Genomic DNA, 25693 nt, shown 5'->3' with positions numbered 1-25693 from the left:
TACAGATAGAACTGACGTGGTTTGAGGAGATTTTTGAAGAGTATAAAAAATATTGGTCAATCAAAGTCAAATCTCTTGACCTTTTCTGACTAATGTAGTATATTATGAACGTAAGGTAAATGAAAGCCTTACGTGAACACTTATCCTTAATGAAAATCAAAGAGCAAACTAAGAAGTGCTCAAAACACTGTTTTGAGGTTACAGATAGAACTAATGTGATTTGAAGAGATTTTCGAAGAGTATTATTTAAAGTAAAATAGAAAGAGGTGGGGTCTATGTTTAATCTAGAAATATTCAGAAGTAAAGATAGTCTACTCCTGCTTGAAAAAGAAAAACCAGAAATAGTACGTAGAGTAGCAATCTAGCTAGTCTAAATTTTTTAAAATAAAGATCAAAGATAGTCAATGTCAGTGATAATAAATAACAAAAAGAGGTAAAGAATATGAATAACAACTTTAATAATTTTAACAACATGGATGATTTATTTAACCAATTGATGGGTGGTATGCGAGGATATAGTTCTGAAAATCGACGTTACTTGATTAATGGACGTGAAGTGACACCTGAGGAATTTGCTCACTATCGTGCGACTGGTCAATTACCAGGAAATGCAGAAGTTGATGGAAAAATGCCACAACAGGCATCAGGTATGAAACAAGACGGTGTGCTTGCTAAACTAGGTCGTAACTTGACAGCAGAAGCTCGTGAAGGCAAGTTGGATCCTGTTATCGGACGAAACAAGGAAATTCAAGAAACATCTGAAATCCTCTCACGCCGTACCAAGAACAATCCTGTTTTGGTCGGAGATGCAGGCGTTGGTAAGACAGCCGTTGTCGAAGGCTTGGCACAAGCCATTGTGAATGGTGATGTCCCAGCTGCTATCAAAAATAAGGAAATTATTTCCATTGATATCTCTGGTCTTGAGGCTGGGACTCAATACCGCGGTAGTTTTGAAGAAAACGTTCAAAACTTAGTCAATGAAGTAAAAGAAGCAGGAAATATCATTCTCTTCTTTGATGAAATTCACCAAATTCTCGGTGCTGGTAGCACAGGTGGAGACAGTGGTTCTAAAGGTCTCGCGGACATTCTCAAGCCAGCCCTCTCTCGTGGAGAATTGACAGTGATTGGGGCAACGACTCAAGATGAATACCGTAACACCATCTTGAAGAATGCAGCTCTTGCTCGTCGTTTCAACGAAGTCAAGGTCAATGCTCCTTCAGCAGAGGATACCTTTAAAATTCTTCAAGGAATTCGTGATCTCTATCAACAACACCACAATGTCATCTTGCCAGATGAAGTCTTGAAAGCAGCAGTGGATTATTCTGTACAATACATTCCTCAACGTAGCTTGCCAGATAAGGCTATTGACCTTGTCGATGTAACGGCAGCTCACTTGGCAGCTCAGCATCCTGTAACAGATGTGCATGCTGTTGAACGAGAAATCGAAGCGGAAAAAGACAAGCAAGAAAAAGCAGTTGAGGCAGAAGATTTTGAAGCAGCTCTAAACTATAAAACACGCATTGCAGAATTGGAAAAGAAAATCGAAAACCATACAGAAGATATGAAAGTGACTGCAAGTGTCAACGATGTGGCTGAATCTGTAGAACGAATGACCGGTATTCCAGTATCTCAAATGGGGGCTACGGACATCGAACGTTTGAAAGATATGGGTCATCGTTTGCAGACGAAAGTTATTGGTCAAGATAAGGCCGTTGAAGCAGTAGCAAAAGCTATCCGTCGTAACCGTGCTGGTTTTGATGAAGGTAACCGTCCAATCGGTAGCTTCCTCTTTGTAGGTCCTACTGGTGTTGGTAAGACTGAGTTGGCTAAACAATTGGCTCTAGATATGTTCGGAACGAAAGATGCTATCATCCGTTTGGACATGTCAGAATACAGCGACCGCACAGCCGTATCTAAATTGATTGGTACAACTGCAGGTTATGTTGGTTATGATGACAACAACAATACCTTGACAGAACGCGTCCGTCGCAATCCATACTCAATCGTCCTTCTCGACGAAATTGAAAAGGCTGATCCTCAAGTGATCACTCTTCTCCTTCAAGTCTTGGATGATGGTCGTTTGACCGATGGTCAAGGAAATACGGTAAACTTCAAGAACACAGTTATTATCGCAACATCAAATGCTGGATTTGGCTATGAAGCTAACTTGACAGAAGATGCGGACAAACCAGAATTGATGGACCGTTTGAAACCATTCTTCCGCCCAGAATTCCTTAACCGCTTTAACGCAGTTATCGAGTTCTCACACTTGACGAAGGAAGACCTTTCTAAGATTGTGGACTTGATGTTGGCTGAAGTTAACCAAACCTTGGCTAAGAAAGACATTGATTTGGTAGTCAGTCAAGCAGCTAAGGACTATATCACAGAAGAAGGTTATGACGAAGTCATGGGTGTTCGTCCTCTCCGTCGCGTGGTTGAACAACAAATCCGTGACAAAGTCACAGACTTCCACTTGGATAACCTTGATGCTAAACACCTAGAAGCTGACATGGAAGATGGTGTTTTGGTCATTCGTGAAAAAGCCTAAATCAAGATTTTGAGGATAAAGAGAAGAGACTGGATAAAAGATTTTGGATTTTATACTCAATAAAAACAAAATAAGAACTAGAGAGTGACTCCATTATAGAAATTTCAATTTTTGAGAATAATGGGCATAAATAGATAAAACAAAAAAGCGAATAAAACAGAATTCTGATTTTCAGAAAACTAGTTTATTCGTTTTTTTATTTACGCTTATTTATCTTGGCTTAATTCAAGTATTTCCATCACCTTATGAACAATCATCTTATGCTGTGGGTGTTTCTGAATCTTCAATAACAGTTCCATCATTTCTGTATCTTGTGGCACAGAATGTAGAATATCTCCCATAGCTTTAACCTCTGTGATAAGTCTCGCTATTTATCTTATAGGTTAAGGGGACATATTTTTATTTACTTTAGTTAAAAATAATTTAAAAAAGATTAACTAAAGTATATTTATTTGTGGTATAATTAGGGTAGTGTTTAACAATATTTTAAACATAAATATAAAACAGGAGGCTTTTTATGAATAAAAAGAAAATATTGGGAGTTATATTATTGTCTATTCTTTTTGTGTTGGCTGGTTGTAGCAAGAAAGAATTAAGTAAAATTGAAATGATTGAGGGAAGCTATAATACAGATTTAGGACTTATAACTATAGATAAAGATAAAAAACTAGTTGGTTTTGAGGGGTTTGGTTATATAGATTTCAAAGAAGACGCTGACAAATTTAATAAAAGTGAGCTGGAGTATTATTTCCAAAACAATGCTGATAAAAATGAATTAAAAGAAAATGAAGCTATTGTTGCTATTGGTATTGAAGATAAATCTATTTACAAGATACAATGGACAGCTAGTGATAAAACTAAAAAAGTTGACTCTATAACTATTACTATGACTTATACATTAAACAAGAGTCATAGAAAATCATTATATAAAGAGTATTCAGGAGTTAGAATACAAAATAAATAATGTTAGTACAGTTAGGAAAAGCTAAGAGGTTATTAAAATTTCTTTTAGTAATCACATTTCTTATTTTGCTGTCAGGATGTAGAAGTTCTCTAAACCGTATTGAAATTGGAGATGAAATCTATTTTTGGACTGTAGAACAGAATTTAGATACTGAAGAATTTGAATCTGTTAAGGTTACAGGGATAGTCTCACAGGTAGTTGAATATGAAGATTATTATATAGTGAGACTACAAGGAGATATAAGACCTTACCAGATAGATAAAGACAAATTTCACTGATAAAAGGTAAAGAAAGTATGAATAAAGGAAAAATTTTAAAGATAACTGAGAACACAGTGTATATAGGTTATGAAGATGGAAGTTTAAAGGAAATTCCTATTGAATCTTGTGACTTTGAGCCTAGTATAGGGGACTATGTGGAAGTTTACGAAGGTATTGTCATAAAAGTCGACATCAACAAGAACAACATAGAGAAAAAGAACCAATTTAAAAAAATAGGAATTATAGTCACTCTACTACTACTGTTTGTAATTATTGTTATAAGTTTTATAAATACTAAAGACGAAATTTTAAACAATCAAACAACATCAAAACAAATTTCATCATCATCCAAAAAAGCAGCTCTACCTCTTCATCTAAGAGTAGTTCTAGCTCTTCATCCTCTTCAAAGGCAAGTAGCTCTATTACACCTTCATCATCTAAAGAGAGTAGCTCTAGTTCATCATCCTCAGCACCATCAAAACCTAAGATTACTGTAGATAATGATAAAGCAAATTATGGTGAAGTAGACTATAACAAGTGGAATCATGATGAAATAGCCGTAGATACTAAAGTAAGAGTATATGGTAAAGTTTTACAAGCTATGGAAGATGGGAAAGCCTATACACTGCGTGTAGCCATAAATGATGACTATGATAAAATTATCTTAGTTTCTATTCCTTCGGAGTACAATAATAGAGTTATAGCTGAAGATGACCATATAATATTGTACGGACTAGCAAAAGGAAGACAAAGTTATGAAACGGTCTTTAAAGCTACAAAAACACTGCCTTATATGGTGGCTTACATGTATGACAATTAGGAGAAGTTATGAATACGTATAAAGTTATTAAAATCGAAGAAACTCTAATCTATTTAGGTAGAGATGACGGAACTTTGCTAAAAGTTGACCACACTTCTTTTAATTTTGTACCACAACTAGGGGATATGGTAGAGGTATATCAATCTGAAGGAACCTATATCATAACTCAAAAGTCTAGTGAAGTTCCCACAGAAAAGAAAGAAGAAAAAGGATATTGGACAATAAAAAGAATTAAATTTACTGCATGGGCTGGAGTAATTGGCATAATAGTACTACACCCCGTCATTGCTGTTATCCCCTCAGTAATGTGTCGCCTTCTAAAAGAAAAAGGAGAGAAAGATAGTGCTACTTTGATATTCGGAGCAGCAATATTTGCGACAATCCTAGCAATAATCGTTAGAGTACTTTTAACATTCTAGTAAGAGGTAACACGTTTCTTAAGGTAATAGATAAGCACTGGATACTCAGATTCAGTGCTTTCTTTTTTATTTTTATTTTTTAATAGACTTCTTCAATAAAGAAAAATAATTCTCATTCCTTGTCTAAATAACGTAACTTTTAATCCTCACAATATGCAAAAAGTACGGATAATTTCTAATTACCTGACCCACAGATTACTATTGAAAATTACTTCAAAAGAGACTATAACAATCTGAAGCATGATTGAAATAGCAATAGATACTAAAGTAACTGTCTACAGTTAGATATATTTCGGATAAATTACTCTTTAGTGCTTTTTATTTATCACTAACTATCTTGGCTTAATTCAAGTATTTCCATCACCTTATGAACAATCATCTTATGCTGTGGGTGTTTCTGAATCTTCAATAGCAGTTCCATCATCTCAGTATCTTGTGGCACAGAATAAGGTAAGAAAAAATCACTCAATGAAACTTCCAAAGCATCAACAATCTTCACAAAAGTTTCCAAAGAGATATTTCTGTGATTATTTTCTATCTGACTGATATAAGGAACGCTTAGATTTGTTCTTTCTGCTAATTCTTGTTGTGTAATCTTCTTTGAAACTCGTAAGTCTCGTATCTGATTACTTATATTTTCTAATATATCATCCATTCCTTCACCCTCTATGTTAAATCTACTATCTATCTTATAGATTAAACAATCAGGTTTACATTCTCTATAATTTAATATTTGTTAAAAATATATTCTATTGTTAAAGTTTGTGTGATATAATTATAACTGTTAGGAAATATTTCTTTTATTTCATTAAATAAAGTTAAATATCAGGAGGATATATATGCTTAAAAAGCTTAAGGAATTAAGCAAAGAACAAAAGATTATAGGTAGTATTGTACTATTGCTTATCCTCATTTTGTTCTTCACGCTATTAACTAGCGGTAGCACTAAACACTCACAAGTTCAAACTAAGGCTAATGATTCCGTCAAACAGTCTTCACAAGTTAAACAGTCTAGTTCTTCTTCCTCTACTTCATCATCCAGTAGTGAAACTAGCTCTAAAATAGAGAAATGGTCTCCAACTGGACATATAGCTGTAGATGCTTATCTAAATACACCACAAATTAAAATCATACTGCGAGCCAAAGCACTGAGAGAACTAGCATACAAACTCTCTAACACTGATAAACTCTACGAAGTTGAAGCTGAGGTAATTGGGATTGAAGAAAAAGATGAATATCGTGAGTACAACATAACAGGTAAGAAACTTCTTATCCGTACACCTGAATCACTAGCTGTAAAAATAAATGAACTTATGGTCTATACAGGAAATACAGTATCTTTAGAAAAATATGATTCAATCAGTAAAGGCTCGTTAGTAATCAGCGAAGTGAGAAAAACAGAAAAACAACAAGAAGAGGAAAAAGCAAGTATTGAAGCCTCCAAATCAAAAGAGGAGGAAAGGAAAGCATCTTCACGAGAAAAAGAGCAAGAACAAGCTTCATCTCACACTACAACTACTCCTACACAATCGTCTACGCCTACTCCACAATCAAATTTAAGACCGTTCAAAAACTGTAAGGAAGCACGCAAAGCAGGACGTGTAAATATACCTGCTAGTGACCCCCAATACGGTCCATGGTTAGATAGAGACAAAGACGGATACGGATGTGATGAATAGTAAAAAAGTTCTTATTCTACTTTCACTACTACTTATTATCATTGTCACATTCACAGCATACTTAACCACTCTGCCACAAACAGACTACCAGATAGCTGTAAATAGACTTCAAAAGATAAGTTTAGAGGCTGTAGAACAGAAAATACAACATCAAGAAAGCTTTTACCTATACACAGGGAGAGAAAGTTGTCCATACTGTCAAGAATTTGCTCCAAAGCTAGCAAAAGCAGTAGATGAAACTGAGATAACTGTGTATTACTTGGATAGTGAGCATATAGATAAGACTAGTTGGAATAACTTCAAAACAACTGTAGGATTCAAAACAATCCCCAATCTCACTTACTTCACAAATGGTACAGTATACGACATATTACCGAAAGCAAGTCAAGCTAGTGTTGAAGTGGTTGAATCATTTATAAGAAAGGAATAAATAATGAATACATACAAAATACTTAAGGACAATATTGAAACGATATATCTAGGTAAGGCTGATGGTAGTCTCCTAGAGATAGAAAGAAAATACTTTGATTTCCTCCCAGAGGTTGGAGAAGAGGTGGAAGTCTTTGGTACTGATGGAAACTACATCATTACTAGGAAACTTACAACAAATTCAAATAATCCAAATAATACTAAAACGTTGAAAATATGGGGATGGATTTGCACAGCAACTTCTCTACTATTTCTCCCTTTTATTTTTGGAGTAATAGGTATTGTTTTAGGATATCTCATCAGAAGCAGAGGTGATAAAGAACAAGGAACTGTTATAATGATTTGTGCAACTGGTGCTATGATTTTTGGAATGTGGTTAGGAGCCATTGTATGGGGGAGTATATAAATAATGAATAAAGGAAAAATTATTAAAATAATTGAAGATACTGCTTACATAGGTTATGAAGATGGAAGTTTAAAGGAAATTGCCATTAAATCTTGTGACTTTGAACCTACAATAGGGGATTATGTAGAGGTTTATGGTGATATTGTTATAAGGGTTGAAGATAGTAAGGAAAGTACCCCAGTAAAAAAGCATAAATCTAGAAAAAGTAAGATAAAACCTATTTTAATAGCTCTTGTAGTTATTGTTTTGTCAGTTAGTGCATATTTTATAATGAATCAAATAACTACATCACAGAATACCTCTAGTTCTTCTAAGTCCTCTACGTCTTCATCTAAGAGTAGTTCTAGCTCTTCATCTCAAGAAAGTAGCTCTAGTTCTACAAAATCTTCGATATCAGGACTTGTTCCTAAGTCTTTATTAACAATCGACGATGAAGAAAGGATGGATAAGCAGAAATATACCTCGTCATTTGACTATGATAAATGGATTCATGATGAATTACCTCGCTATATGAAAATACGAGTTAGTGGGGAAGTTGTACAAGTAAAAGATTCAGAGGATAAAGGTACTGTAATACAAATTGTTTCAAATGAATTAGGTTCAGGATATGGGGAACCTATTGCTGTTTTTATTCCTAACGGTTACTTATCAAGAGTCATAGTAGAAGGTGATAAATTAGTGTTGTATGGAAAAACTTATGGAGTTCTGCAGACTACAAAAGATAATTCTGTAATACTACGACCATTTATGATTGCTTATCTGCATGAAACAGATAATTAGGATAAGTTATGAAACGGTCTTCAAAGCCACAAAAACACAAAAACACTACCTCTTATGATTGCCTATATGTACGAAAACTAATACTACATGAAAAATAAAATCCATAATCAAATTATTCACGTTTCAGATACACATGTTATTATTCGACTCCACACAAATGAGACTCTAAATGTTCCTATCAATGAGTTAACTTTTCACCCTAAAGTAAACGATATTGTTGAAGTTTACCAGAATCAGAATCACGTAGTAGTTTGTCCCCTGCCACAGAACAACAATCTTTGGATTCTTATAACCTCAATTACATTTCTAATTCTTACTATTATAGGAGCTACATTTTTGTTCTTTAGACAGTCAGATAGGAATATAGAAGCAGTAGATAGTCAATCTTCACAACAAAGCTCCTCTACTACTTCTAGTTTCTCTGCATCATCCAGCACATCTTGGGTAAAAGCTAATAATGCTCCTATAACTGGTGTACAAGTACAAATTAAGAAATCTATGATTAAGGGATGGCAAGAAGGAGCAACCGTTACTTTCACAATCAAAATCATGGAAGACTCTGAAAAATTTCAATTCTGGGTTGCTACTGATGCCACACTTATCACGACTCCCACAGAAGAAAAGCACACAGAAAATGTAATATAAGAAATTGATACAAAGGCAATACTAAAAGGCAACTTCTCTAGTATAGCTGGTACTTGGAGGAATGAGTTAGGACATGAAATAGTGTTTAATAAGAATGGTTTAGTAAAAGGAGGACAGATAAATAGGGGAGGAATATCAACTGATGGAGTTATAGGATTTGATGTAAGGACTGGGCCTACAGGTTACGGAATAGATGTTTATCCGATTGGTATTACTATAAAGTGGGTTGATTCTGATTTAAGCAAAAATAGAATCACAGCTGGACAAACTCCTCCGAATAGCTCCGAACAGGTATTTTACAAAATAGATTAAATCAAAATTAATCTTGATTGAAAATAATGGCATAAAAGAGGATTAGATGAAGTGGTTTAGATTTGTTTAGTTCCTAATTTAGAAAATCTTCCTACAATAAAACGCATAATATCAAGATTTTTAACACTTGATACTATGCGTTTTTCTGGTTTTGAAGCCTTTTTTGCCTAGCCTCTTTTTTGCGTTTAAATCACATGACGCTCAAAGGCATCATCTGAAATCCCTTGTTCTAGAATAAGTTTTGCCCATTCTTTAGCAGAAAAAAGGCTGTGGTCCTTATAGTTTCCGCAAGATTCGATGGTTGTTCCAGGGACGTCTTCCCAAGTAGTAGTCTCAGCGATTTCTTTGAGCGAATCCTTGATAACAGCCGCAATTTCAGCGCTGGTGTGGCGCCCCCACATAATCATGTGGAATCCTGTGCGGCAACCAAATGGTGAGCAATCAATCATACCGTCAATGCGGGTACGGATGAGTTTGGCTAAGAGGTGCTCGATAGTGTGAAGGCCAGCAGTAGGGATAGAGTCTTCATTGGGTTGCACTAAACGAATATCATAGTTGGAGATGATGTCTCCCTTTGGCCCTGTTTCTTCCCCAATCAAGCGAACATAAGGTGCTTTAACAATGGTGTGGTCAAGTTCAAAACTTTCGACAATAACTTCTTTTGACATGGTAAATCCTTTCAGTTTTCTTCTTTCATTATAACATAAAGCTGGCTCCTGAGGCAGAGAGAAAACCTCTCCGAGAGTGGAGAGGTTGAAATCGTTACTTACGATACAAGCGGTCGTATTGGTAGTAAGGGTCAAAGGTTACGTTGATACCTAGTTTACGAAGGACATTCTTGTCTTCATCGGTTAAGATGATAGTTGAGTGGGCTTCGCTTCCTTTGAGGTTGCCAAGTTCTTCCATAGCGCGGGCAGCATCAGGATTTTCTGTAGCTGTGATGGCAAGTGCAATCAAAATTTCATTTGAATGCAGGCGTGGATTGCGGCTACCGAGATGATCGATTTTAAGACCTTGGATCGGTTTGACAAGTTCAGGCTCGATGAGTTTTACTTCTTTAGCAATGTTAGCTGATTTCTTGATAGCGTTGATCAAGGCAGCGGCTGTAGGACCAAAGAGCTCTGAGTTCTTACCAGTGACAATTTCTCCGCTTGGCAATTCAAGGGCTAGGGCTGGTCCGCCAGTTTCTTCTGCTTTTTGGCGCGCAACGACAGCAACCTTACGGTCTGCAGGTGTGATACCGAGGTCGTTCATGAGCAACTCAATTTTCTTGACAGCAGATTCGCCAACTTTTTCGGCTTTGAAATCAAGAACAGTCTGATAGTAGCGACGGATGATTTCTTGTTTAGAGGCTTCGACAGCAGCTTCATCGTCTGTAATAGCGAAACCAACCATGTTGACCCCCATATCTGTCGGTGAAGCGTATGGAGATTCACCTAGAATGCGTTCTAACATGCGCTTGAGCACTGGGAAAATCTCGATATCACGATTGTAGTTGACAGTGGTTTCTCCGTAGGTTTGGAGATGGAAAGGATCAATCATGTTGACATCATCAAGGTCAGCTGTGGCAGCCTCGTAGGCCAAATTGACTGGGTGATGAAGGGGAAGATTCCAAACTGGGAAGGTTTCAAATTTAGCGTAGCCAGACTTGATGCCATTGATTTGGTCGTGGTACATATTGGACATACACGTTGCCAATTTTCCAGAACCAGGTCCAGGAGCGGTTACGACAATCAAGTTACGACTGGTTTTGATGTAGTCGTTTTTCCCCATACCTTCTGGAGAAATGATGTGATCCATATCCGTTGGATATCCTTTGATTGGATAGTGAAGATAAGAATCAATTCCGTTTTTCTCAAGTTGGTTGCGGAAGGCATCTGCAGCTGGTTGACCAGCATACTGTGTGATGACAACAGAGCCAACAAAAATTCCCAATTCATTGAATTTATCAATCAAACGAAGAACTTCTTGGTCATAAGAAATGCCCAAGTCACCACGTGCCTTGGAATGCTCGATATTACTTGCATTAATAGCAATCACGACCTCAACCTGCTCTTTCAATTCTTGCAAGAGCTTGATTTTATTGTCAGGCTCATAACCAGGAAGAACACGAGCAGCGTGGAAATCTTCTAACATTTTGCCACCAAACTCCAAGTAGAGCTTGCCGTCAAATTGGTTAATGCGCTCCAAAATATGGTCGCGTTGTAAATTCAAATATTGTTCAGAACTAAAAGCTTGTTTTTTCATTTTTTTACCTCTGACCTCTATTATAATAAAAAATTGGAAGTTAGGAAACTATGGAGTTAAAAAAGGAATCAAAAAGATTAGGCAAACGCTTGCATAAAAATCTGAAAAACGCTATCATAGACTGTAGATTATGAAAATAATGAGGTAAGAAGATGCAAGAAAAATGGTGGCACAATGCCGTAGTCTATCAAGTTTATCCTAAGAGCTTTATGGATAGCAACGGAGATGGAATTGGTGATTTGCCAGGTATTACCAGTAAGTTAGACTATCTAGCTAAGTTAGGAATCACAGCGATTTGGCTTTCGCCTGTTTATGACAGTCCTATGGATGACAATGGATATGATATTGCTGATTATCAAGCGATTGCAGCTATTTTCGGAACCATGGAGGATATGGATCAACTAATCGCAGAAGCTAAGAAGCGTGATATTCGTATCATCATGGACTTGGTGGTCAATCATACCTCAGATGAACATGCTTGGTTTGTCGAGGCTTGTGAAAATCCTGATAGCCCTGAGAGAGACTACTATATCTGGCGGGACGAACCCAATGATTTGGAGTCTATCTTTAGTGGATCTGCTTGGGAATACGATGAAAAGTCAGGTCAATACTATCTTCACTTTTTCAGTAAGAAACAGCCGGATCTCAACTGGGAGAATGAAAAACTTCGCCAGAAAATTTATGAGATGATGAACTTCTGGATTGATAAAGGGATTAGTGGCTTTCGTATGGATGTCATTGACATGATTGGTAAAATTCCTGACGAGAAGGTAGTCAATAATGGTCCCATGCTCCACCCCTATCTCAAGGAAATGAATCAGGCGACTTTTGGAGATAAGGATCTCTTGACGGTAGGGGAGACTTGGGGAGCAACGCCAGAGATTGCCAAGCTCTACTCTGATCCAAAGGGGCAAGAATTGTCTATGGTCTTCCATTTTGAACATATCGGTCTTCAGTATCAGGAAGGTCAGCCTAAGTGGCACTATCAAAAAGAACTGAATATTCCTAAGTTAAAAGAAATCTTCAACAAATGGCAGACAGAGTTAGGCGTTGAGGACGGCTGGAATTCCCTCTTCTGGAACAATCATGACCTTCCTCGTATCGTCTCAATCTGGGGAAATGACCAAGAATACCGCGAAAAATCTGCCAAAGCCTTTGCAATCTTACTTCATCTCATGAGAGGAACTCCTTATATCTACCAAGGTGAGGAGATTGGGATGACCAACTATCCGTTTGAAACGCTGGACCAAGTAGAAGATATTGAATCCCTCAACTATGCGCGTGAAGCTCTTGAAAAAGGTGTTCCGATGGAAGAAATCATGGACAGTATCCGTGTCATTGGACGTGATAATGCCCGTACTCCTATGCAATGGGACGAGAGCAAAAATGCTGGTTTCTCAACAGGTCAACCATGGTTGGCAGTTAATCCAAACTATCAAGCAATCAACGTTCAAGAAGCACTGGTAAATCCAGATTCTATTTTCTATACCTATCAGAAACTGGTTCAAATCCGTAAGGAAAACAGCTGGCTGATTCGAGCTGACTTTGAACTCTTGGGAACAACTGACAAGGTCTTCGCCTATATCCGTAAAGATGGGGACCGTCGTTTCCTAGTTGTGGCTAACTTGTCCAATGAAGAGCAAGACTTGACAGTAGAAGGAAAAGTCAAGTCTGTCTTGATTGAAAACACACTAGCTCAAGAAGTCTTTGAAAAACAAATCTTGTCTCCATGGGATGCTTTCTGTGTGGAATTACTATAAATATTTTTTACAGAAAAATTTAAAATTGAAATCGAATAAAAACAAGGGAGGACTGTATGAAAGACAGAAATCCTTTGTTTTTTATGACTAAAGTTTATAAACTTTCATTCTCAAAATTCAATTAACTTTACAAATTCCCACTATTTTGGTAAAATAAATATATGTTATAAAAACTAACATAAAGGAGAAAGAAGATGACTACAAAAAAGCGTGTACTTGGCGCAGGCCTGACTTTTGCGGCTACCTTGCTTTTAGCCGCTTGCGGTCAATCAGGTTCAGATACAAAAACTTACTCATCAACCTTTAGTGGAAATCCAACTACATTTAATTACTTATTAGATTATTACGCTGACAATACAGCTATTATTACTAACCTAGTTGATGGTTTGCTTGAAAATGACAATCATGGAAACCTAGTTCCATCTTTGGCAGAAGACTGGTCTGTTTCAAGCGACGGTCTAACTTATACCTATAAACTGAGAAAAGATGCCAAATGGTTCACGGCTGACGGTGAAGAGTACGCCCCAGTCAAAGCACAAGATTTTGTGACAGGGATTAAGTACGCAGTGGACAATAAATCACAGGCAATTGACTTGATTCAAAACTCGATCAAGGGCTTGAATGATTATATTACAGGAGCGGATTCTGACTTTTCTAAGGTTGGGGTGAAGGCCATTGACGACCAGACTGTTGAGTATACTTTGGCACGTCCAGAACCCTACTGGAATTCAAAAACAACGAATAGTATTCTTTTCCCAGTCAACGAAGAGTTTCTAAATTCAAAAGGGAAAGATTTTGGTACCCTTTCGCCAGATAGCATTCTCTACAGCGGACCTTATTTGTTAAAAGATTTCACATCAAAATCATCGATCGAGTATGTGAAAAATCCGCATTACTACGATCATGACAAAGTATCAATTGAACACGTAAAATTGGCTTACTTTGATGGTTCAGACCAAGAATTGACCATCCGTAATTTTGAAAGTGGAGCTTATTCTATCGCTGGGGTTTATCCAAATAGTTCAAACTTTGCTAAGACTAAGGAAAAATATAAGGATAATATCGTCTATAGCTTGCAGGACAAGACTTCTTGGTATTTCAATTTCAACGTCAACCGTAAGGCTTACAACCATACGTCTAAAACGACAGATGAGCAGAAGAAGTCAACTGAGACAGCTGTTTTGAACAAGAACTTCCGCCAAGCAGTGAACTTCGCCTTGGACCGCACAGCCTATTCTGCTCAGTCAAATGGGGAAGAAGCAGCTAGCAAGACCCTTCGTAACACCCTAGTGCCTCCTACATTTGTCCAAGTTGGAGACAAGACCTTTGGAGAAGTAGTCGCTTCTAAATTGGTCAACTATGGCACAGAATGGTCAGAGATTAACTTGGCAGATGCTCAGGATGCCTATTTCAACAAAGAAAAAGCCCAAGCAAAATTTGCGGAAGCTAAAAAAGAATTGGCAAGTCAAGGTGTGACTTTCCCTATTCACTTGGATGTGGCTGTTGATCAAACAAGTAAGAATGCCGTGACAGGTATGAACTCTGTTAAGCAGACCCTTGAGTCAGTTTTGGGTGCTGATAACATTGTCATTGATGTTCAGCAACTTTCAACAGATGATTTTAATAACGTAGCCTTCTTGGCACCGACACCAGCTGATCGAGACTATGATTTGAACTTTGATGGTTGGGTAGGTGACTACCAAGATCCGTCAACTTATCTCAATCCTTTCAATGCCGAGGATGGCTTCTATCTCAAGATTTTTGGTCTAGATGCTCAAGAAGATAAAGCTAAAATTGCTAGCTTGGGGCTTGATACCTACACCAAGATGCTCAAAGATGCAGATAGCGAAAATAAAGATGTAGCCAAACGCTATGAAAAATATGCTGAAGCACAGGCTTGGATGATTGACAATTCTCTGATCATGTCAGCTATGTCAAGTGGTGGAACAGCATCTGTCACCAAAGTAACGCCATTTACAAGAGGTTATTCATTGGTCGGCATCAAGGGTGACGGCAATAACTACAAGTACATGAAACTGCAAAAAGATACTGTGACGACTAAGCGGTTTGAAGAAGCTAAGGCTAAATGGGAGCAAGAAAGCAAAAAAGCGGTCGAAAAAGCTCAAAAAGAAGCAGAAAAACATGTTAAATAATGATGAGCAGTTCTATTGGATGGTTTTTATAAAGCCATCTTAATAGGGCTGTTTTTTGGCTGTACGGGCTAGTAGTTGTCTAGTTATGTTGAATGGTAAATGAAATACTGTATTAATTTTGAGGGTTTAATACTCAATGGAAATCAAAGAGCAACTAGGAAGATATACACAGAATCTCAAAGACTTGTTTTGAGATTGTCTACGGTAACATATAACTATGATACGGTTGTACTGGTATGCTTTGAAGAGAAGTATCAGTATTTATGAGGTTCAAATAATCTATATTGAAGGAGGTTTATAAACTGGCTAGATGTAGAATTTATCGTAAAAAAGTGATATAATAGTAGCATTAAATGTATAGGTGTTAATCATGAGTAGACGTTTTAAAAAATCACGTTCACAGAAAGTGAAGCGAAGTGTTAATATGGTTTTGTTGACTATCTATTTATTGTTAGTCGGTTTTTTGTTGTTCTTAATCTTTAAGTACAATATACTTGCTTTCAGGCACGTTAATATAGTAGTCGCAGTATTTGCCTTGATAGTTGCTGTGATTGCCACAATACTAATAATCTATAAAAAAGCAGAAAAGTTCACGATTTTCTTTTTAACACTTGCTGTTTTAGTGAGTTCAGTTTCTGTATTTGCTCTGCAACAATTTGTAGGATTTACAAATCATATTAATGCAACTTCAAATTATTCAGAGTATTCCCTCAGTGTTGTAGTTTTAAAGGATAGCGATATCAATAATGTTGCCCAATTATCTAGTGTTATGGGGCCTACTGGGACGGATAAGGATAATATCCAACAGTTGATGAATGATCTGAAAGCTAGTCAAAATAAGGAACTATCAGTCGAAGAAAGTAGTTCTTATCTTGCGGCCTATAAGAGCTTGCTAGCCGGTGATACAAAGGCAATCATTCTAAATAGCGTCTTTGAAAATATTATAGAATCAGAATATCCTGACTATGCTTCAAAAATTAAGAAAATTTATACCAAAGAATTAACCAAGACGGTTGAAACTCCAAAAGATGTCAAAGGTAACAGTTTCAACGTTTATATCAGTGGAATTGATACTTACGGTCCAATCAGTTCAGTTTCTCGTTCGGATGTCAATATCATTATGACAGTTAATCGCGAAACTAAAAAGATTCTCTTGACAACGACACCTCGTGATTCCTATGTTCCAATTGCAGATGGTGGCAAAAACCAAAAAGATAAGTTGACCCATGCGGGGATTTATGGGGTGGATGCTTCCATTCATACGCTGGAAAATCTCTACGGTATTGACCTGAACTATTATGCTCGTTTGAATTTCACCTCTTTCTTGAAATTGATTGATCTCCTTGGTGGAGTTGACGTCTATAATGATCAAGAGTTTAATGCACATACAAATAATGGGCAAAATTATCCGGTAGGTACATTACATTTGGATTCGAAAGACGCTCTTGGCTTTGTGCGTGAGCGCTATTCTCTGGCAGATGGAGACCGGGATCGTGGTCGTAACCAGCAAAAGGTCATTGTGGCTATTCTGCAAAAGTTAACCTCTACAGAAGCTTTGAAAAATTATGACAGTATCATAAAAGGGCTACAAGATTCCGTGCAAACCAATATGCCGCTTGAAACCATGATAAACTTGGTCAATGCCCAACTTGAGAGTGGTGGAACTTATAAGATCAATTCGCAAGATCTTAAAGGAACAGGGCGTATGGATTTGCCATCTTATGCCATGCCTGATAGCAATCTCTACATGATGGAGATTAGTGATAGCAGTTTAGAGTCAGTCAAAGCTGCAATCAATGATGTGATGGAAGGAAAATAAGACAAAATGATTGATATTCATTCGCATATTGTATTTGGTGTGGATGATGGTCCGAAAACTAAGCAAGAAAGCAAGGCGCTTCTGACAGAAGCCTATAGGCAAGGGGTAAGGACTATTGTTTCGACATCGCATAGACGAAAAGGGATGTTTGAAACTCCTGAGGAGACGATAGAAGCAAACTTCCAAGAAGTTAAGGAGCTAGCCAAAGAAGTGGCTCCAGACTTGACCATTCTCTATGGAGCAGAAATTTATTATACACATGATGTGCTTGAGAAGTTAGAAAAACAGGTGATTCCAAGTCTTAATGGGACACGCTATGCTCTCATTGAGTTTAGTATGGCTACCCCTTACAGGGAAATCCATACTGCTTTGAGCAATGTTCTCATGCTTGGGATAACGCCTGTAGTTGCTCACATTGAACGTTATCATGAATTAGAAAATAACGAAAAACGGGTAAAAGAGTTGATTGATATGGGCTGTTATACACAAATTAACAGTTCAAGTGTTTTAAAACCAAAGTTGTTTGGGGATAACTACAAATTTATGAAGAAAAGAGCTAGGTATTTTCTTGAGCGTGATTTGGTTCATTTTGTTGCTAGTGATATGCACAATTTGAACAAACGCCCCCCTTATATGAAAGAAGCCTATGAACTTATCTCAAAACAATACGGTGAAAGAAGAGCGAGAGAATTATTTATCGAAAATCCTCGCCTCATCTTAGCTGATCAGATTATTTAGGAGTTGACATGAAAGAAAATAAAGAAATCGCAATTGACATTGTCCAATTATTTAAAATCCTTTGGAAGAAAAAAATCGCTATTATCCTAACTGCGATTGTAGCAGCTGTTCTAGCTTTTGGCGTAAGTAGTTTTGTACTGACACCTGAGTATTCGAGTACAACTCGTATCTATGTTGTTAACCGTAATCAGTCTGAAAATGTAGGATTGACTAACCAGGATTTGCAGGCGGGTACCTATCTGGTAAAAGACTATAAGGAAATTATCCTTTCGCAAGATGTACTGGAGAAAGTTATTTCAAATCTTAAATTAGAGCAATCAGGCAAAGGATTAAGAAAGAAGATTCAGGTAACAGTGCCTGTAGATACTCGTATCGTATCGATTGTTGTGAAGGATGATCAACCAGAAGAGGCCAGTCGTATCGCAAATGCTCTTCGTGAGGTGGCTGCTGAAAAAATTATTAAAGTTACTCGTGTATCAGATGTGACAACACTAGAGGAAGCGAGACCGGCACTAACACCATCCTCACCTAATATTCGTCGAAATACCTTACTTGCTTTTCTAGCAGGTGGAGCAATGATGGTGATTTTGGTCTTATTGCTTGAATTGTTTGATGATCGTGTCAAACGACCAGAAGATGTCGAAGAAGTCATGCAGGTTGCACTTTTAGGAATTGTTCCAGAATTTGAATAAGTTAAAGTAAGGGAGAAAATATGCCAACATTAGAAATTGCACAGAAACGTCTAGCTTTTGCGAAAAAAGCTGAAGAACATTACAATGCTATGCGCACCAATATTCAATTGAGTGGTGATAATTTGAAAGTTATTGCCATTTCATCTGTCAAACCTGGTGAAGGAAAATCGACAACGTCAATAAATATTGCTTGGGCCTTTGCGCATGCGGGCTATAAAACTTTATTGTTGGATGCGGATATCCGTAATTCAGTTATGTCTGGGGTCTTCAAGTCAAGGGAAAAAATTACTGGATTGACTGACTTTTTGGCAGGGACCACAGATCTATCTAAGGGACTTTGTGATACAAATGTTGAAAATCTATTTGTTATTCAGGCAGGTCCTGTATCACCTAATCCAACAGCCCTCCTGCAGAGTGAAAATTTCCATGCTATGATTGATACCCTACGTAAGTATTTTGACTATGTCATTGTGGATACTGCACCGATTGGGATGGTTATTGATGCAGCGATTATTACACAAAAATGTGACGCTTCTATCTTAGTAACAGCAGCAGGAGAGACAAAGCGTCGTGATGTCTTAAAGGCGAAGGAACAGTTAGAACAAACAGGAGCTTCCTTTTTAGGAGTAATTCTAAATAAGTTTAACACAGAAGTTGAAAAATATGGAGCTTATGGAGTTTATGGTTCCTATGGAGCTTATGGGAAGAAATAATTAATTAAAAATGTATTTGATTTTAAAAAATACTTTAGATAGATTTTTGGCGTTTTTCCTATTTATTACCTTGATAATCATACCGATTATTCCTATAACAATTCTGGCTATTTGGATAGAAGATCCAGGAGATGTTTTCTATTTACAAGATAGAGTTGGTTTAAATGGAAAAAAATTCAAAGTAATAAAATTTCGGAGCATGTATAAAGATGCTGATCAGAGAATAAAGGAAAGTATTAATACTGGTAAAACTGATCGTCTAAATTTTAAAGAACATTCTCTAGGTATGACTACAAAAGTCGGTAAAGTGATACGAAAACTTTCAATTGATGAATTGCCTCAATTATTGAATATTATAAAAGGTGATATGGCTATAGTGGGACCTCGTCCATTACAACAATTTGAGATTACTCATCATATTCTTACTCATAGAGAAGTGGGGAATGCTTTAAAGATGTCTAGAAGATTATCTGTGAAACCTGGTTTGCTTTGTTATTGGCAAGTTACGCCAAATAAAAATGACATGCCATTTGGAGATAGAATGGATCTAGATTTATTATATATTGATAATGTATCTTTCAAGACTGATTTTTTGCTTATTTTGAAGGGGTTTTATACAGTTTTAATGGGTAATAATAATTAACATGAAGAATATAAAAATATTAGTAGCAACACATAAAAAATATAAAATGCCTGTTGATACAAGTGTATATTTACCAATTCACGTGGGATGTGAAGGAAAGGAAGACTTAGGATTTCAAGGGGATAATTCTGGTGAAAATATTTCCGTTTTAAATCCTTACTATTGTGAACTTACTGGTCTCTATTGGGCATGGAAAAATTTAGAGTGCGACTATTTAGGTTTGGTACACTATCGTCGTTATTTTACTAAAATGACGAAAAGATACAATGAATCAATAAATATTGATGATGTGATCTTAAATAGATATGAAATTGAGGAACTATTAGAGAAATCAGAAGTCATCGTTCCCAAAAGAAGAAAGTACTATATAGAAACCCTCTATTCTCACTATGCTCATACCTTGGATGCTAGCCACTTAGACCTAGCTAGAAAAATGATTGAACAGAAAAATCCTGAATATCTAGCAAGTTTTGATAAGGTAATGAAGCAGAGAAGTGGCTATATGTTCAATATGTTTATTATGAAAAAAGAACTAGCCGATGATTATTTTACTTGGCTATTTCCAATTTTAGATAGTATGTATGAATGTATGGATTTATCAGATTTAACACCTTTTGAAGCCCGTCTCTTTGGAAGAGTAAGTGAGTTGTTATTTAATGTATGGTTGGCGAAGAATAACTTGACTCCTACGGAAGCACATTTTATGTATATGGAAAAAGTAAATCTATTTAAGAAAGGTTTATCATTCCTACAAGCGAAGTTTTTCAAAAAGAAATATAAAGAAAGTTTCTAGAGGGGGAAATATGTCTGAGATAAAAATAATTCAAAATAAAATTTTAGAAATACTTAAAATTTTTATCGAAACATGCGAAGAAAATAACTTGACGTATTATGCACTAGGTGGAACATTATTAGGTGCCGTTAGGCATGGTGGATTCATTCCTTGGGATGATGATATAGACATTGGTATGCCCAGAGAAGATTATGAGAAATTTAAAAAAATAGCTAGCGAAAAATTTAATGATAGATATCTATTTTTAAGTGAAGATACTCCAGATTATAAAAAAGCTTTTTCTGTAATTCGAGATACTTCAACAAAGATTGTTATGAATTATAGTAATATAGAGCAAGAGGAGAGTTTGTGGATAGATATATTTCCGATTGATGGTCTACCTGAAAAAGGTGTGAAGAGAAAACTACACGAGAAACAGTACCTATTTAGAAGAATGATGGTACAGTTATCTCAATTCAATTCAATAGTGAATCAAAATAAAACCAACAGACCTTGGTATGAGAAAGTAATAATTAAAATTGCAGGGATTTTAATTATTGAAAATTTACTGTCTTTTGAAAAAGCGCAACAAAAGTATCTAGCTACTATAAAGAAATACAGTATAACAGAAGGTTATGCAGGTAATTTTACAGGGGCATATAAACTTCGTGAGTTAGTGCCAAGTTGTTATTTTGGTGAACCTGTTAAATTAGATTTTGAAGGAATAAAACTGAACTGTCCAAATAAATACAAAGATTATCTCAAAGCAATATATGGTGATAATTATATGACATTACCTCCAATTGAACAAAGACTTCCCCATCAATATGAAATTGTTAGTTTAGGAGAATGATGATAAATGAATAAATTAAGAAAAGCTTTAAATTATTATCAAGATATAAGCAAAAAAAGAGCATATTTTCCTAATAATGTATTAAATTGGCAATTAGCTGGAAAGTTTCTTGGACAGATTCCACATATTATTGGAGAAAATAATGCGAGAAAAATTTGTGAAAAAAGGCACAATGTAACAAGAGGATTTTTGGAAAAAGAATTTTATGAATTTATAATAAATTATGAATTTAGCATTTGTAATGAGAAAAACAGTAAAATTATTTGGACATTGTGGATGCAGGGATATGAACATGCTCCAGAATTAGTGAAGTGTACAATCGACAGTATAAGGAAATTCGCAGAATTAAATGGTTTTCAGTTTATATTGTTAGAAAAGGATACGATAGAAAAATATATAGTGTTTCCTAAGTTAATAAAGGAGAAAATGAATTTAGGTATTATAGATTATACTAAAATTTCAGATATATTAAGAGTTTCGTTGTTGGCAAAATACGGAGGAACCTGGGTAGATGCAACTATATATATGAGGGAAGATTTTGATTCGTCATTATTATTACAGAATTACTATACAATAAAAACAGGAGGAATAGAGGATTATTCTCCTAATATTTCGAATAATAGGTGGAAAGGTTTTTTTTTATCAGGTAATAGTTCATTATTTAGCTTTACTCGTGATTTTTTCTTTGAATATTATAGCAGATACGATATCGCTGTAGATTATTTATTGATAGATTATATTTTTGATATAGCTTACAAATACGATGAGAAGATTAAAAATCAAATGCTTGAATTAGAAAAATCTAATCCCAATTTATTTTGGCTTGAAAATCATTTTTCTGAAAAATTTGATAGAAAAATATGGGAAGATATTTCAGAAAACACGAAGATTTTTAAAACGACTTATAAATTAGATAAAAAAATAAAATGTAATCCTGAAAATAATTATTCGGCGTTAATTAAAAGTAAATTGAAATGATGGTAAAAAATGAAGAAAATAGCTTTAGTGAAATGGGAGTTGCATAACTCAGGTGGAGGAGAGAAGGTAGCTATAAATTTATCAAATGAATTATCAGAAAGGTATGAAGTGCATTTAATTTCGTTCATTAGTAATGAAAAAATATTTTTTCCATTAAGTAATGCAGTTCGTTATAAGAATCTATCTCCGAAAAGAATATCAATGAGTAAGAACTTTGTTAAGGCAGTAAAGCTATTAAGATCATATATTAAAGAAAACAATATAGAAGTCCTTTTCGGAATAGGAATGACTATGAATATTGTAGCTGTAACAAGTACTATTGGTTTAAAAACTAAATTTATTTCTTGTGATCACACTAATTCTATCGTAGATATAGATACTACTATGAAAAAACTTCAAAGGTATGTTGGAGCAAGACTTGCAGATAAGATAATTACACTAACTACTGCTGATAGAAATAATTATATAAAAAAATATAAGATAAATCCAAAAAGAGTTGATTACATTTATAATTGGATAAATTCTATAGATGTAGAGAAAAAATATAATCTTGATTCTAAAAAACTAATTACTGTCGGTAGATTTCACAAGCAAAAAGGTTACGACTATTTATCGAAAGTCGCAATCAAGGTGTTATCAAGATATCCTGATTGGCAGTGGGATATATACGGCTCTGGTGATGAGCAAATAAAACAAGATTTGATAACTGAATTGGATAAAGGTGGGATATTGTCGCGAGTTCATTTTAAGGGGAATGTCAAAGGTACAGATAATATTTATCCAGACCATGCTATTTATGTAATGACTTCCCGTTATGAAGGACTACCTTTAGTTCTTTTAGAGGCTAAACAATATGGACTACCTATTATCAGTTTTAATTGTCCTACAGGGCCAGCAGAAATTGTATTGGATGAAGAAAATGGTTACCTAATTGAGAATTTTGATATAAATCAAATGAGTCAAAAAATAATAGAACTAATTGAAAATAATGAATTGAGATTAGGCTTTTCGCAAAATGCGATGTTAGATACTGATAAATTTAATAAAAAGAGAATTACTGAACGATGGATTGAATTGATAGAAAAAATGGCGGGAGAATGAAATGTACGATAAATTAGTAACAATCATAGTACCAATGTATAATATTGAACAATATATTACTAAGTGCATAGAATCATTTAAACAAGTAGATAAAAAATATTATGCGGATTTTGAAGTGATTGTTGTTAATGACGGTAGTACAGATAACTCACTTCAAGTTGTAGAAAATTTAATTATTAATAGTTGTCTAAATATTAGACTTGTTAATAAAGAAAATGGTGGACATGGATCAACGATTAATGTTGGTATAAAAGAATCTAAAGGAAAATTTTTTAAAGTTATTGATGGGGATGATTGGATTGATGTACCGAGTTTTGAAAAATTATTAGAAGAACTTAAAGGTGTAGATGTCGATATGATTATTACAAATTATACTGAACAACATACCTATAATCAGACTGAAAAAGAGATTGGTTTTTCCGATATATTAGATTGTAATAAAATATATGAGGGAATACCTTTCAAACGGATTCCCATGCATGCTCTGACATACAAAACATCTATATTGAAAAAATCTAGAATTAATATAAGTGAAAAAACCTTTTATGTTGATATGGAATATACTTTGTTACCTTTACAATATGTAAAAAGTTATGTTTATTTTGATTTAAATGTTTATCAATATTTTTTAGGTAGAAAAGATCAGAGTATGAATTTAAATGTGATGAAACAAAAAGCAGACCATCACAATAGAGTAACAAAAAAAATTCTCGATTATTATGAGGTGATTCGCTTTGATAAGAACTTAGAACCAGTAGTCAAAGATGTATTGACATACTTAATCAACAAGCAATGTCAGTTGTTTATAATGAATAATAATATCGAGGAAGCGAGCCGATTATTTAGTTACGCTCATAAATGCCATTATAGATGGAAATATGATCATTCGAAAAAAACAGTCTCACTAATTTATATAAATGCTAGATTTAAGAATATATTTACTTTCATCTTAAAACCGTTAATCAATAAGCAACAGAAAGAATGGAGTGAGATGGATGAATATTAGTGTAGTTATTCCTGTGTATAATGTTGAGGCCTACCTTCATTATGCTATAGAAAGTTTAGTAAATCAAACTTATAAAAATTTTGAGGTCTTACTAATCAATGATGGTTCAACTGATAAGTCAGGAAAATTATGTGATAAATATGCTCAAGAATATGATTGGATTAAAGTATTTCACAAAGAGAATGGTGGCTTATCGGATGCGCGTAATTATGGAGTGCTAAAATCAACTAATGAGTGGATATTCTTTTTGGATCCGGATGATTACATAGAGCCTTTTACATTTGAATTATTGTCTCTTATTCAAGAGAAATATCAAGCTGATTTGATATCAACAAAGGTTCAAACTACAAACGAATATGAAAAATTTAGCAAGAAACAATTTAATTTAGAATCTAGTAAAAAAGTTACGAAAGAAGAAGCACTAGAATTAATGTTAGAAGATAAAGTCGCAACAGTATCAGCCTGTGCGAAACTGTACCACAAGAGCATTTTAGAAAGAGCCCCTTTTCCTATTGGAAAAATCTATGAAGATTTTTATGTTGTTGGTGAACATTTAAGACTAGCTGAACGAATAGTTATTTCACCGGTTGTTACTTATCATTACTATCGTCGTCTTGGAAGTATCGTACAGTCCCGATTCACAGATAAACGATTTGATTTTTTTGATGCGGGTGAGAATAATAGAATTCAGATAAAACAATTTTATGATGGTAATAATGTAGAAAAGGCGTTAAATTTAAAAATTGTTCAAGGTTCTTTTAATATATCTGAAGCTGCAGCTTTTACGGACACAAAAGCTTTAAGAAATATTGTTAAAAAAGTAAGTTCATTTTACTGGGGTATAATCTTTAATTCTAAAGCCTCTGTAAAATTTAAATTTAAATATAGCTTATTCTTGTTGTTTCCAGAATTTTATTTTAAATTTAAAAATATAGTTCGGAATAAGGGGATATAAA

At 35.2% G+C, this 25693-nt stretch carries 28 protein-coding genes; 25 read left to right on the top strand and 3 right to left on the bottom strand.

Annotation, left to right across the window (positions count from 1 at the left end):
- Nucleotides 1-442 precede the first annotated feature (442 nt).
- From K4Z77_RS05160 to K4Z77_RS05135, 6 genes are all read left to right on the top strand, one after another.
- Nucleotides 443-2548, top strand: a complete 2106-nt coding sequence (locus K4Z77_RS05160; RefSeq protein WP_224218665.1) for an ATP-dependent Clp protease ATP-binding subunit — start codon at nucleotides 443-445, stop codon at nucleotides 2546-2548.
- Between the two features lie 517 nt (nucleotides 2549-3065).
- Nucleotides 3066-3512 carry a hypothetical protein gene (locus K4Z77_RS05155; protein WP_050269434.1) on the top strand — a complete coding sequence of 149 codons (447 nt, stop codon included), beginning with the start codon at nucleotides 3066-3068 and terminating at the stop codon, nucleotides 3510-3512.
- Complete coding sequence (locus K4Z77_RS05150) at nucleotides 3512-3790, top strand: hypothetical protein (protein WP_016399101.1); 279 nt, start codon at nucleotides 3512-3514, stop codon at nucleotides 3788-3790. The genes K4Z77_RS05155 and K4Z77_RS05150 overlap by 1 nt, the downstream gene beginning before the upstream one ends.
- A gap of 17 nt (nucleotides 3791-3807) precedes the next feature.
- Nucleotides 3808-4269, top strand: a complete 462-nt coding sequence (locus tag K4Z77_RS05145) for a hypothetical protein (protein WP_224218664.1) — start codon at nucleotides 3808-3810, stop codon at nucleotides 4267-4269.
- 104 nt (nucleotides 4270-4373) lie between these two features.
- Nucleotides 4374-4592, top strand: coding sequence for a hypothetical protein (locus K4Z77_RS05140; RefSeq protein ID WP_224218663.1), 219 nt, complete (start codon nucleotides 4374-4376; stop codon nucleotides 4590-4592).
- Between the two features lie 8 nt (nucleotides 4593-4600).
- On the top strand, nucleotides 4601-5011 hold the full coding sequence (locus K4Z77_RS05135; RefSeq protein WP_224218662.1) for a hypothetical protein: 411 nt from the start codon (nucleotides 4601-4603) through the stop codon (nucleotides 5009-5011).
- Between the two features lie 328 nt (nucleotides 5012-5339).
- On the opposite strand, the gene K4Z77_RS05130 is transcribed toward K4Z77_RS05135, so the two are convergent.
- Complete coding sequence (locus K4Z77_RS05130) at nucleotides 5340-5666, bottom strand: helix-turn-helix domain-containing protein (RefSeq protein ID WP_224218661.1); 327 nt, start codon at nucleotides 5664-5666, stop codon at nucleotides 5340-5342.
- Nucleotides 5667-5850: 184 nt separating this feature from the next.
- On the opposite strand from K4Z77_RS05130, the gene K4Z77_RS05125 reads away from it, so the two are divergent.
- From K4Z77_RS05125 to K4Z77_RS05100, 6 genes are all read left to right on the top strand, one after another.
- Complete coding sequence (locus K4Z77_RS05125; RefSeq protein WP_224218660.1) at nucleotides 5851-6690, top strand: excalibur calcium-binding domain-containing protein; 840 nt, start codon at nucleotides 5851-5853, stop codon at nucleotides 6688-6690.
- Complete coding sequence (locus K4Z77_RS05120; protein ID WP_224218659.1) at nucleotides 6683-7120, top strand: DUF6568 family protein; 438 nt, start codon at nucleotides 6683-6685, stop codon at nucleotides 7118-7120. The genes K4Z77_RS05125 and K4Z77_RS05120 overlap by 8 nt, the downstream gene beginning before the upstream one ends.
- A gap of 3 nt (nucleotides 7121-7123) precedes the next feature.
- Nucleotides 7124-7525 (top strand): hypothetical protein, encoded by a 402-nt coding sequence (locus tag K4Z77_RS05115; RefSeq protein WP_050269440.1) that lies wholly within the window; start codon nucleotides 7124-7126, stop codon nucleotides 7523-7525.
- 3 nt (nucleotides 7526-7528) lie between these two features.
- The gene (locus K4Z77_RS05110; protein ID WP_224218658.1) at nucleotides 7529-8305 is read left to right on the top strand and encodes a hypothetical protein; all 777 of its coding nucleotides are present in this window, start codon (nucleotides 7529-7531) and stop codon (nucleotides 8303-8305) included.
- A gap of 87 nt (nucleotides 8306-8392) precedes the next feature.
- Nucleotides 8393-8950 (top strand): hypothetical protein, encoded by a 558-nt coding sequence (locus K4Z77_RS05105; protein ID WP_224218657.1) that lies wholly within the window; start codon nucleotides 8393-8395, stop codon nucleotides 8948-8950.
- Nucleotides 8951-8953: 3 nt separating this feature from the next.
- Nucleotides 8954-9262 carry a DUF6287 domain-containing protein gene (locus K4Z77_RS05100; RefSeq protein ID WP_224218690.1) on the top strand — a complete coding sequence of 103 codons (309 nt, stop codon included), beginning with the start codon at nucleotides 8954-8956 and terminating at the stop codon, nucleotides 9260-9262.
- A 185-nt stretch (nucleotides 9263-9447) separates the two neighbouring features.
- Here K4Z77_RS05100 and K4Z77_RS05095 read toward each other — a convergent pair whose 3' ends face one another.
- Nucleotides 9448-9930, bottom strand: a complete 483-nt coding sequence (locus K4Z77_RS05095) for an S-ribosylhomocysteine lyase (protein WP_000032547.1) — start codon at nucleotides 9928-9930, stop codon at nucleotides 9448-9450.
- A gap of 94 nt (nucleotides 9931-10024) precedes the next feature.
- A complete protein-coding gene (locus K4Z77_RS05090) occupies nucleotides 10025-11509 on the bottom strand; it encodes a DUF1846 domain-containing protein (protein WP_224218656.1) in 1485 nt (494 codons plus the stop codon).
- A 152-nt stretch (nucleotides 11510-11661) separates the two neighbouring features.
- On the opposite strand from K4Z77_RS05090, the gene K4Z77_RS05085 reads away from it, so the two are divergent.
- The 13 genes from K4Z77_RS05085 (at nucleotide 11662) to K4Z77_RS05025 (ending at nucleotide 25692) form a co-directional block, all read left to right on the top strand.
- On the top strand, nucleotides 11662-13269 hold the full coding sequence (locus tag K4Z77_RS05085; RefSeq protein WP_224218655.1) for a glycoside hydrolase family 13 protein: 1608 nt from the start codon (nucleotides 11662-11664) through the stop codon (nucleotides 13267-13269).
- 194 nt (nucleotides 13270-13463) lie between these two features.
- A complete protein-coding gene (locus tag K4Z77_RS05080; RefSeq protein WP_224218654.1) occupies nucleotides 13464-15422 on the top strand; it encodes a peptide ABC transporter substrate-binding protein in 1959 nt (652 codons plus the stop codon).
- Nucleotides 15423-15792: 370 nt separating this feature from the next.
- Entirely contained in the window at nucleotides 15793-17241 is a 1449-nt protein-coding gene (cpsA, locus tag K4Z77_RS05075; protein ID WP_224218653.1) for an LCP family glycopolymer transferase CpsA, read from the top strand.
- 6 nt (nucleotides 17242-17247) lie between these two features.
- The gene (gene cps4B / locus K4Z77_RS05070; protein WP_224218652.1) at nucleotides 17248-17979 is read left to right on the top strand and encodes a capsular polysaccharide biosynthesis protein Cps4B; all 732 of its coding nucleotides are present in this window, start codon (nucleotides 17248-17250) and stop codon (nucleotides 17977-17979) included.
- Between the two features lie 8 nt (nucleotides 17980-17987).
- The gene (locus K4Z77_RS05065; protein WP_224218651.1) at nucleotides 17988-18671 is read left to right on the top strand and encodes a CspC family polysaccharide chain length determinant protein; all 684 of its coding nucleotides are present in this window, start codon (nucleotides 17988-17990) and stop codon (nucleotides 18669-18671) included.
- A 20-nt stretch (nucleotides 18672-18691) separates the two neighbouring features.
- The gene (locus K4Z77_RS05060) at nucleotides 18692-19384 is read left to right on the top strand and encodes a tyrosine-protein kinase (protein ID WP_224218650.1); all 693 of its coding nucleotides are present in this window, start codon (nucleotides 18692-18694) and stop codon (nucleotides 19382-19384) included.
- 10 nt (nucleotides 19385-19394) lie between these two features.
- Nucleotides 19395-20027, top strand: a complete 633-nt coding sequence (locus tag K4Z77_RS05055) for a sugar transferase (RefSeq protein ID WP_224218649.1) — start codon at nucleotides 19395-19397, stop codon at nucleotides 20025-20027.
- 1 nt (nucleotide 20028) lies between these two features.
- Nucleotides 20029-20820 carry a DUF4422 domain-containing protein gene (locus K4Z77_RS05050; RefSeq protein ID WP_224218648.1) on the top strand — a complete coding sequence of 264 codons (792 nt, stop codon included), beginning with the start codon at nucleotides 20029-20031 and terminating at the stop codon, nucleotides 20818-20820.
- Between the two features lie 10 nt (nucleotides 20821-20830).
- Nucleotides 20831-21652: a LicD family protein gene (locus K4Z77_RS05045; protein WP_224218647.1), complete on the top strand. Its 822-nt coding sequence runs from the start codon at nucleotides 20831-20833 to the stop codon at nucleotides 21650-21652.
- 6 nt (nucleotides 21653-21658) lie between these two features.
- The gene (locus K4Z77_RS05040; RefSeq protein ID WP_224218646.1) at nucleotides 21659-22630 is read left to right on the top strand and encodes a capsular polysaccharide synthesis protein; all 972 of its coding nucleotides are present in this window, start codon (nucleotides 21659-21661) and stop codon (nucleotides 22628-22630) included.
- Between the two features lie 9 nt (nucleotides 22631-22639).
- Nucleotides 22640-23731, top strand: a complete 1092-nt coding sequence (locus K4Z77_RS05035) for a glycosyltransferase family 4 protein (RefSeq protein WP_224218645.1) — start codon at nucleotides 22640-22642, stop codon at nucleotides 23729-23731.
- Nucleotide 23732: 1 nt separating this feature from the next.
- Complete coding sequence (locus tag K4Z77_RS05030; protein WP_224218644.1) at nucleotides 23733-24737, top strand: glycosyltransferase family 2 protein; 1005 nt, start codon at nucleotides 23733-23735, stop codon at nucleotides 24735-24737.
- Complete coding sequence (locus K4Z77_RS05025; RefSeq protein WP_224218643.1) at nucleotides 24727-25692, top strand: glycosyltransferase family 2 protein; 966 nt, start codon at nucleotides 24727-24729, stop codon at nucleotides 25690-25692. The genes K4Z77_RS05030 and K4Z77_RS05025 overlap by 11 nt, the downstream gene beginning before the upstream one ends.
- Nucleotide 25693 lies beyond the last annotated feature (1 nt).

The sequence above is a fragment of the Streptococcus mitis subsp. hohhotensis genome (assembly GCF_020089495.2).
GTDB lineage: Bacteria > Bacillota > Bacilli > Lactobacillales > Streptococcaceae > Streptococcus > Streptococcus hohhotensis.
This window is presented reverse-complemented; position numbering and strand designations above follow the sequence as displayed.

Bases quoted from the DNA above. Each gene is read 5' to 3' on its own strand.
- K4Z77_RS05095 (WP_000032547.1), bottom strand. From the start codon at position 9,930: ATGTCAAAAGAAGTTATTGTCGAAAGTTTTGAACTTGACCACACCATT.
- K4Z77_RS05085 (WP_224218655.1), top strand. From the start codon at position 11,662: ATGCAAGAAAAATGGTGGCACAATGCCGTAGTCTATCAAGTTTATCCT.
- K4Z77_RS05040 (WP_224218646.1), top strand. From the start codon at position 21,659: ATGAATAAATTAAGAAAAGCTTTAAATTATTATCAAGATATAAGCAAA.
- K4Z77_RS05110 (WP_224218658.1), top strand. From the start codon at position 7,529: ATGAATAAAGGAAAAATTATTAAAATAATTGAAGATACTGCTTACATA.
- K4Z77_RS05125 (WP_224218660.1), top strand. From the start codon at position 5,851: ATGCTTAAAAAGCTTAAGGAATTAAGCAAAGAACAAAAGATTATAGGT.
- K4Z77_RS05035 (WP_224218645.1), top strand. From the start codon at position 22,640: ATGAAGAAAATAGCTTTAGTGAAATGGGAGTTGCATAACTCAGGTGGA.
- K4Z77_RS05155 (WP_050269434.1), top strand. From the start codon at position 3,066: ATGAATAAAAAGAAAATATTGGGAGTTATATTATTGTCTATTCTTTTT.
- K4Z77_RS05130 (WP_224218661.1), bottom strand. From the start codon at position 5,666: ATGGATGATATATTAGAAAATATAAGTAATCAGATACGAGACTTACGA.
- K4Z77_RS05160 (WP_224218665.1), top strand. From the start codon at position 443: ATGAATAACAACTTTAATAATTTTAACAACATGGATGATTTATTTAAC.
- K4Z77_RS05120 (WP_224218659.1), top strand. From the start codon at position 6,683: ATGAATAGTAAAAAAGTTCTTATTCTACTTTCACTACTACTTATTATC.
- K4Z77_RS05055 (WP_224218649.1), top strand. From the start codon at position 19,395: ATGTATTTGATTTTAAAAAATACTTTAGATAGATTTTTGGCGTTTTTC.
- K4Z77_RS05140 (WP_224218663.1), top strand. From the start codon at position 4,374: ATGGAAGATGGGAAAGCCTATACACTGCGTGTAGCCATAAATGATGAC.
- cps4B (WP_224218652.1), top strand. From the start codon at position 17,248: ATGATTGATATTCATTCGCATATTGTATTTGGTGTGGATGATGGTCCG.
- K4Z77_RS05080 (WP_224218654.1), top strand. From the start codon at position 13,464: ATGACTACAAAAAAGCGTGTACTTGGCGCAGGCCTGACTTTTGCGGCT.
- K4Z77_RS05065 (WP_224218651.1), top strand. From the start codon at position 17,988: ATGAAAGAAAATAAAGAAATCGCAATTGACATTGTCCAATTATTTAAA.
- K4Z77_RS05045 (WP_224218647.1), top strand. From the start codon at position 20,831: ATGTCTGAGATAAAAATAATTCAAAATAAAATTTTAGAAATACTTAAA.
- K4Z77_RS05135 (WP_224218662.1), top strand. From the start codon at position 4,601: ATGAATACGTATAAAGTTATTAAAATCGAAGAAACTCTAATCTATTTA.
- K4Z77_RS05090 (WP_224218656.1), bottom strand. From the start codon at position 11,509: ATGAAAAAACAAGCTTTTAGTTCTGAACAATATTTGAATTTACAACGC.
- K4Z77_RS05050 (WP_224218648.1), top strand. From the start codon at position 20,029: ATGAAGAATATAAAAATATTAGTAGCAACACATAAAAAATATAAAATG.
- K4Z77_RS05105 (WP_224218657.1), top strand. From the start codon at position 8,393: ATGAAAAATAAAATCCATAATCAAATTATTCACGTTTCAGATACACAT.
- K4Z77_RS05145 (WP_224218664.1), top strand. From the start codon at position 3,808: ATGAATAAAGGAAAAATTTTAAAGATAACTGAGAACACAGTGTATATA.
- K4Z77_RS05115 (WP_050269440.1), top strand. From the start codon at position 7,124: ATGAATACATACAAAATACTTAAGGACAATATTGAAACGATATATCTA.
- K4Z77_RS05030 (WP_224218644.1), top strand. From the start codon at position 23,733: ATGTACGATAAATTAGTAACAATCATAGTACCAATGTATAATATTGAA.
- K4Z77_RS05150 (WP_016399101.1), top strand. From the start codon at position 3,512: ATGTTAGTACAGTTAGGAAAAGCTAAGAGGTTATTAAAATTTCTTTTA.
- K4Z77_RS05025 (WP_224218643.1), top strand. From the start codon at position 24,727: ATGAATATTAGTGTAGTTATTCCTGTGTATAATGTTGAGGCCTACCTT.
- cpsA (WP_224218653.1), top strand. From the start codon at position 15,793: ATGAGTAGACGTTTTAAAAAATCACGTTCACAGAAAGTGAAGCGAAGT.
- K4Z77_RS05060 (WP_224218650.1), top strand. From the start codon at position 18,692: ATGCCAACATTAGAAATTGCACAGAAACGTCTAGCTTTTGCGAAAAAA.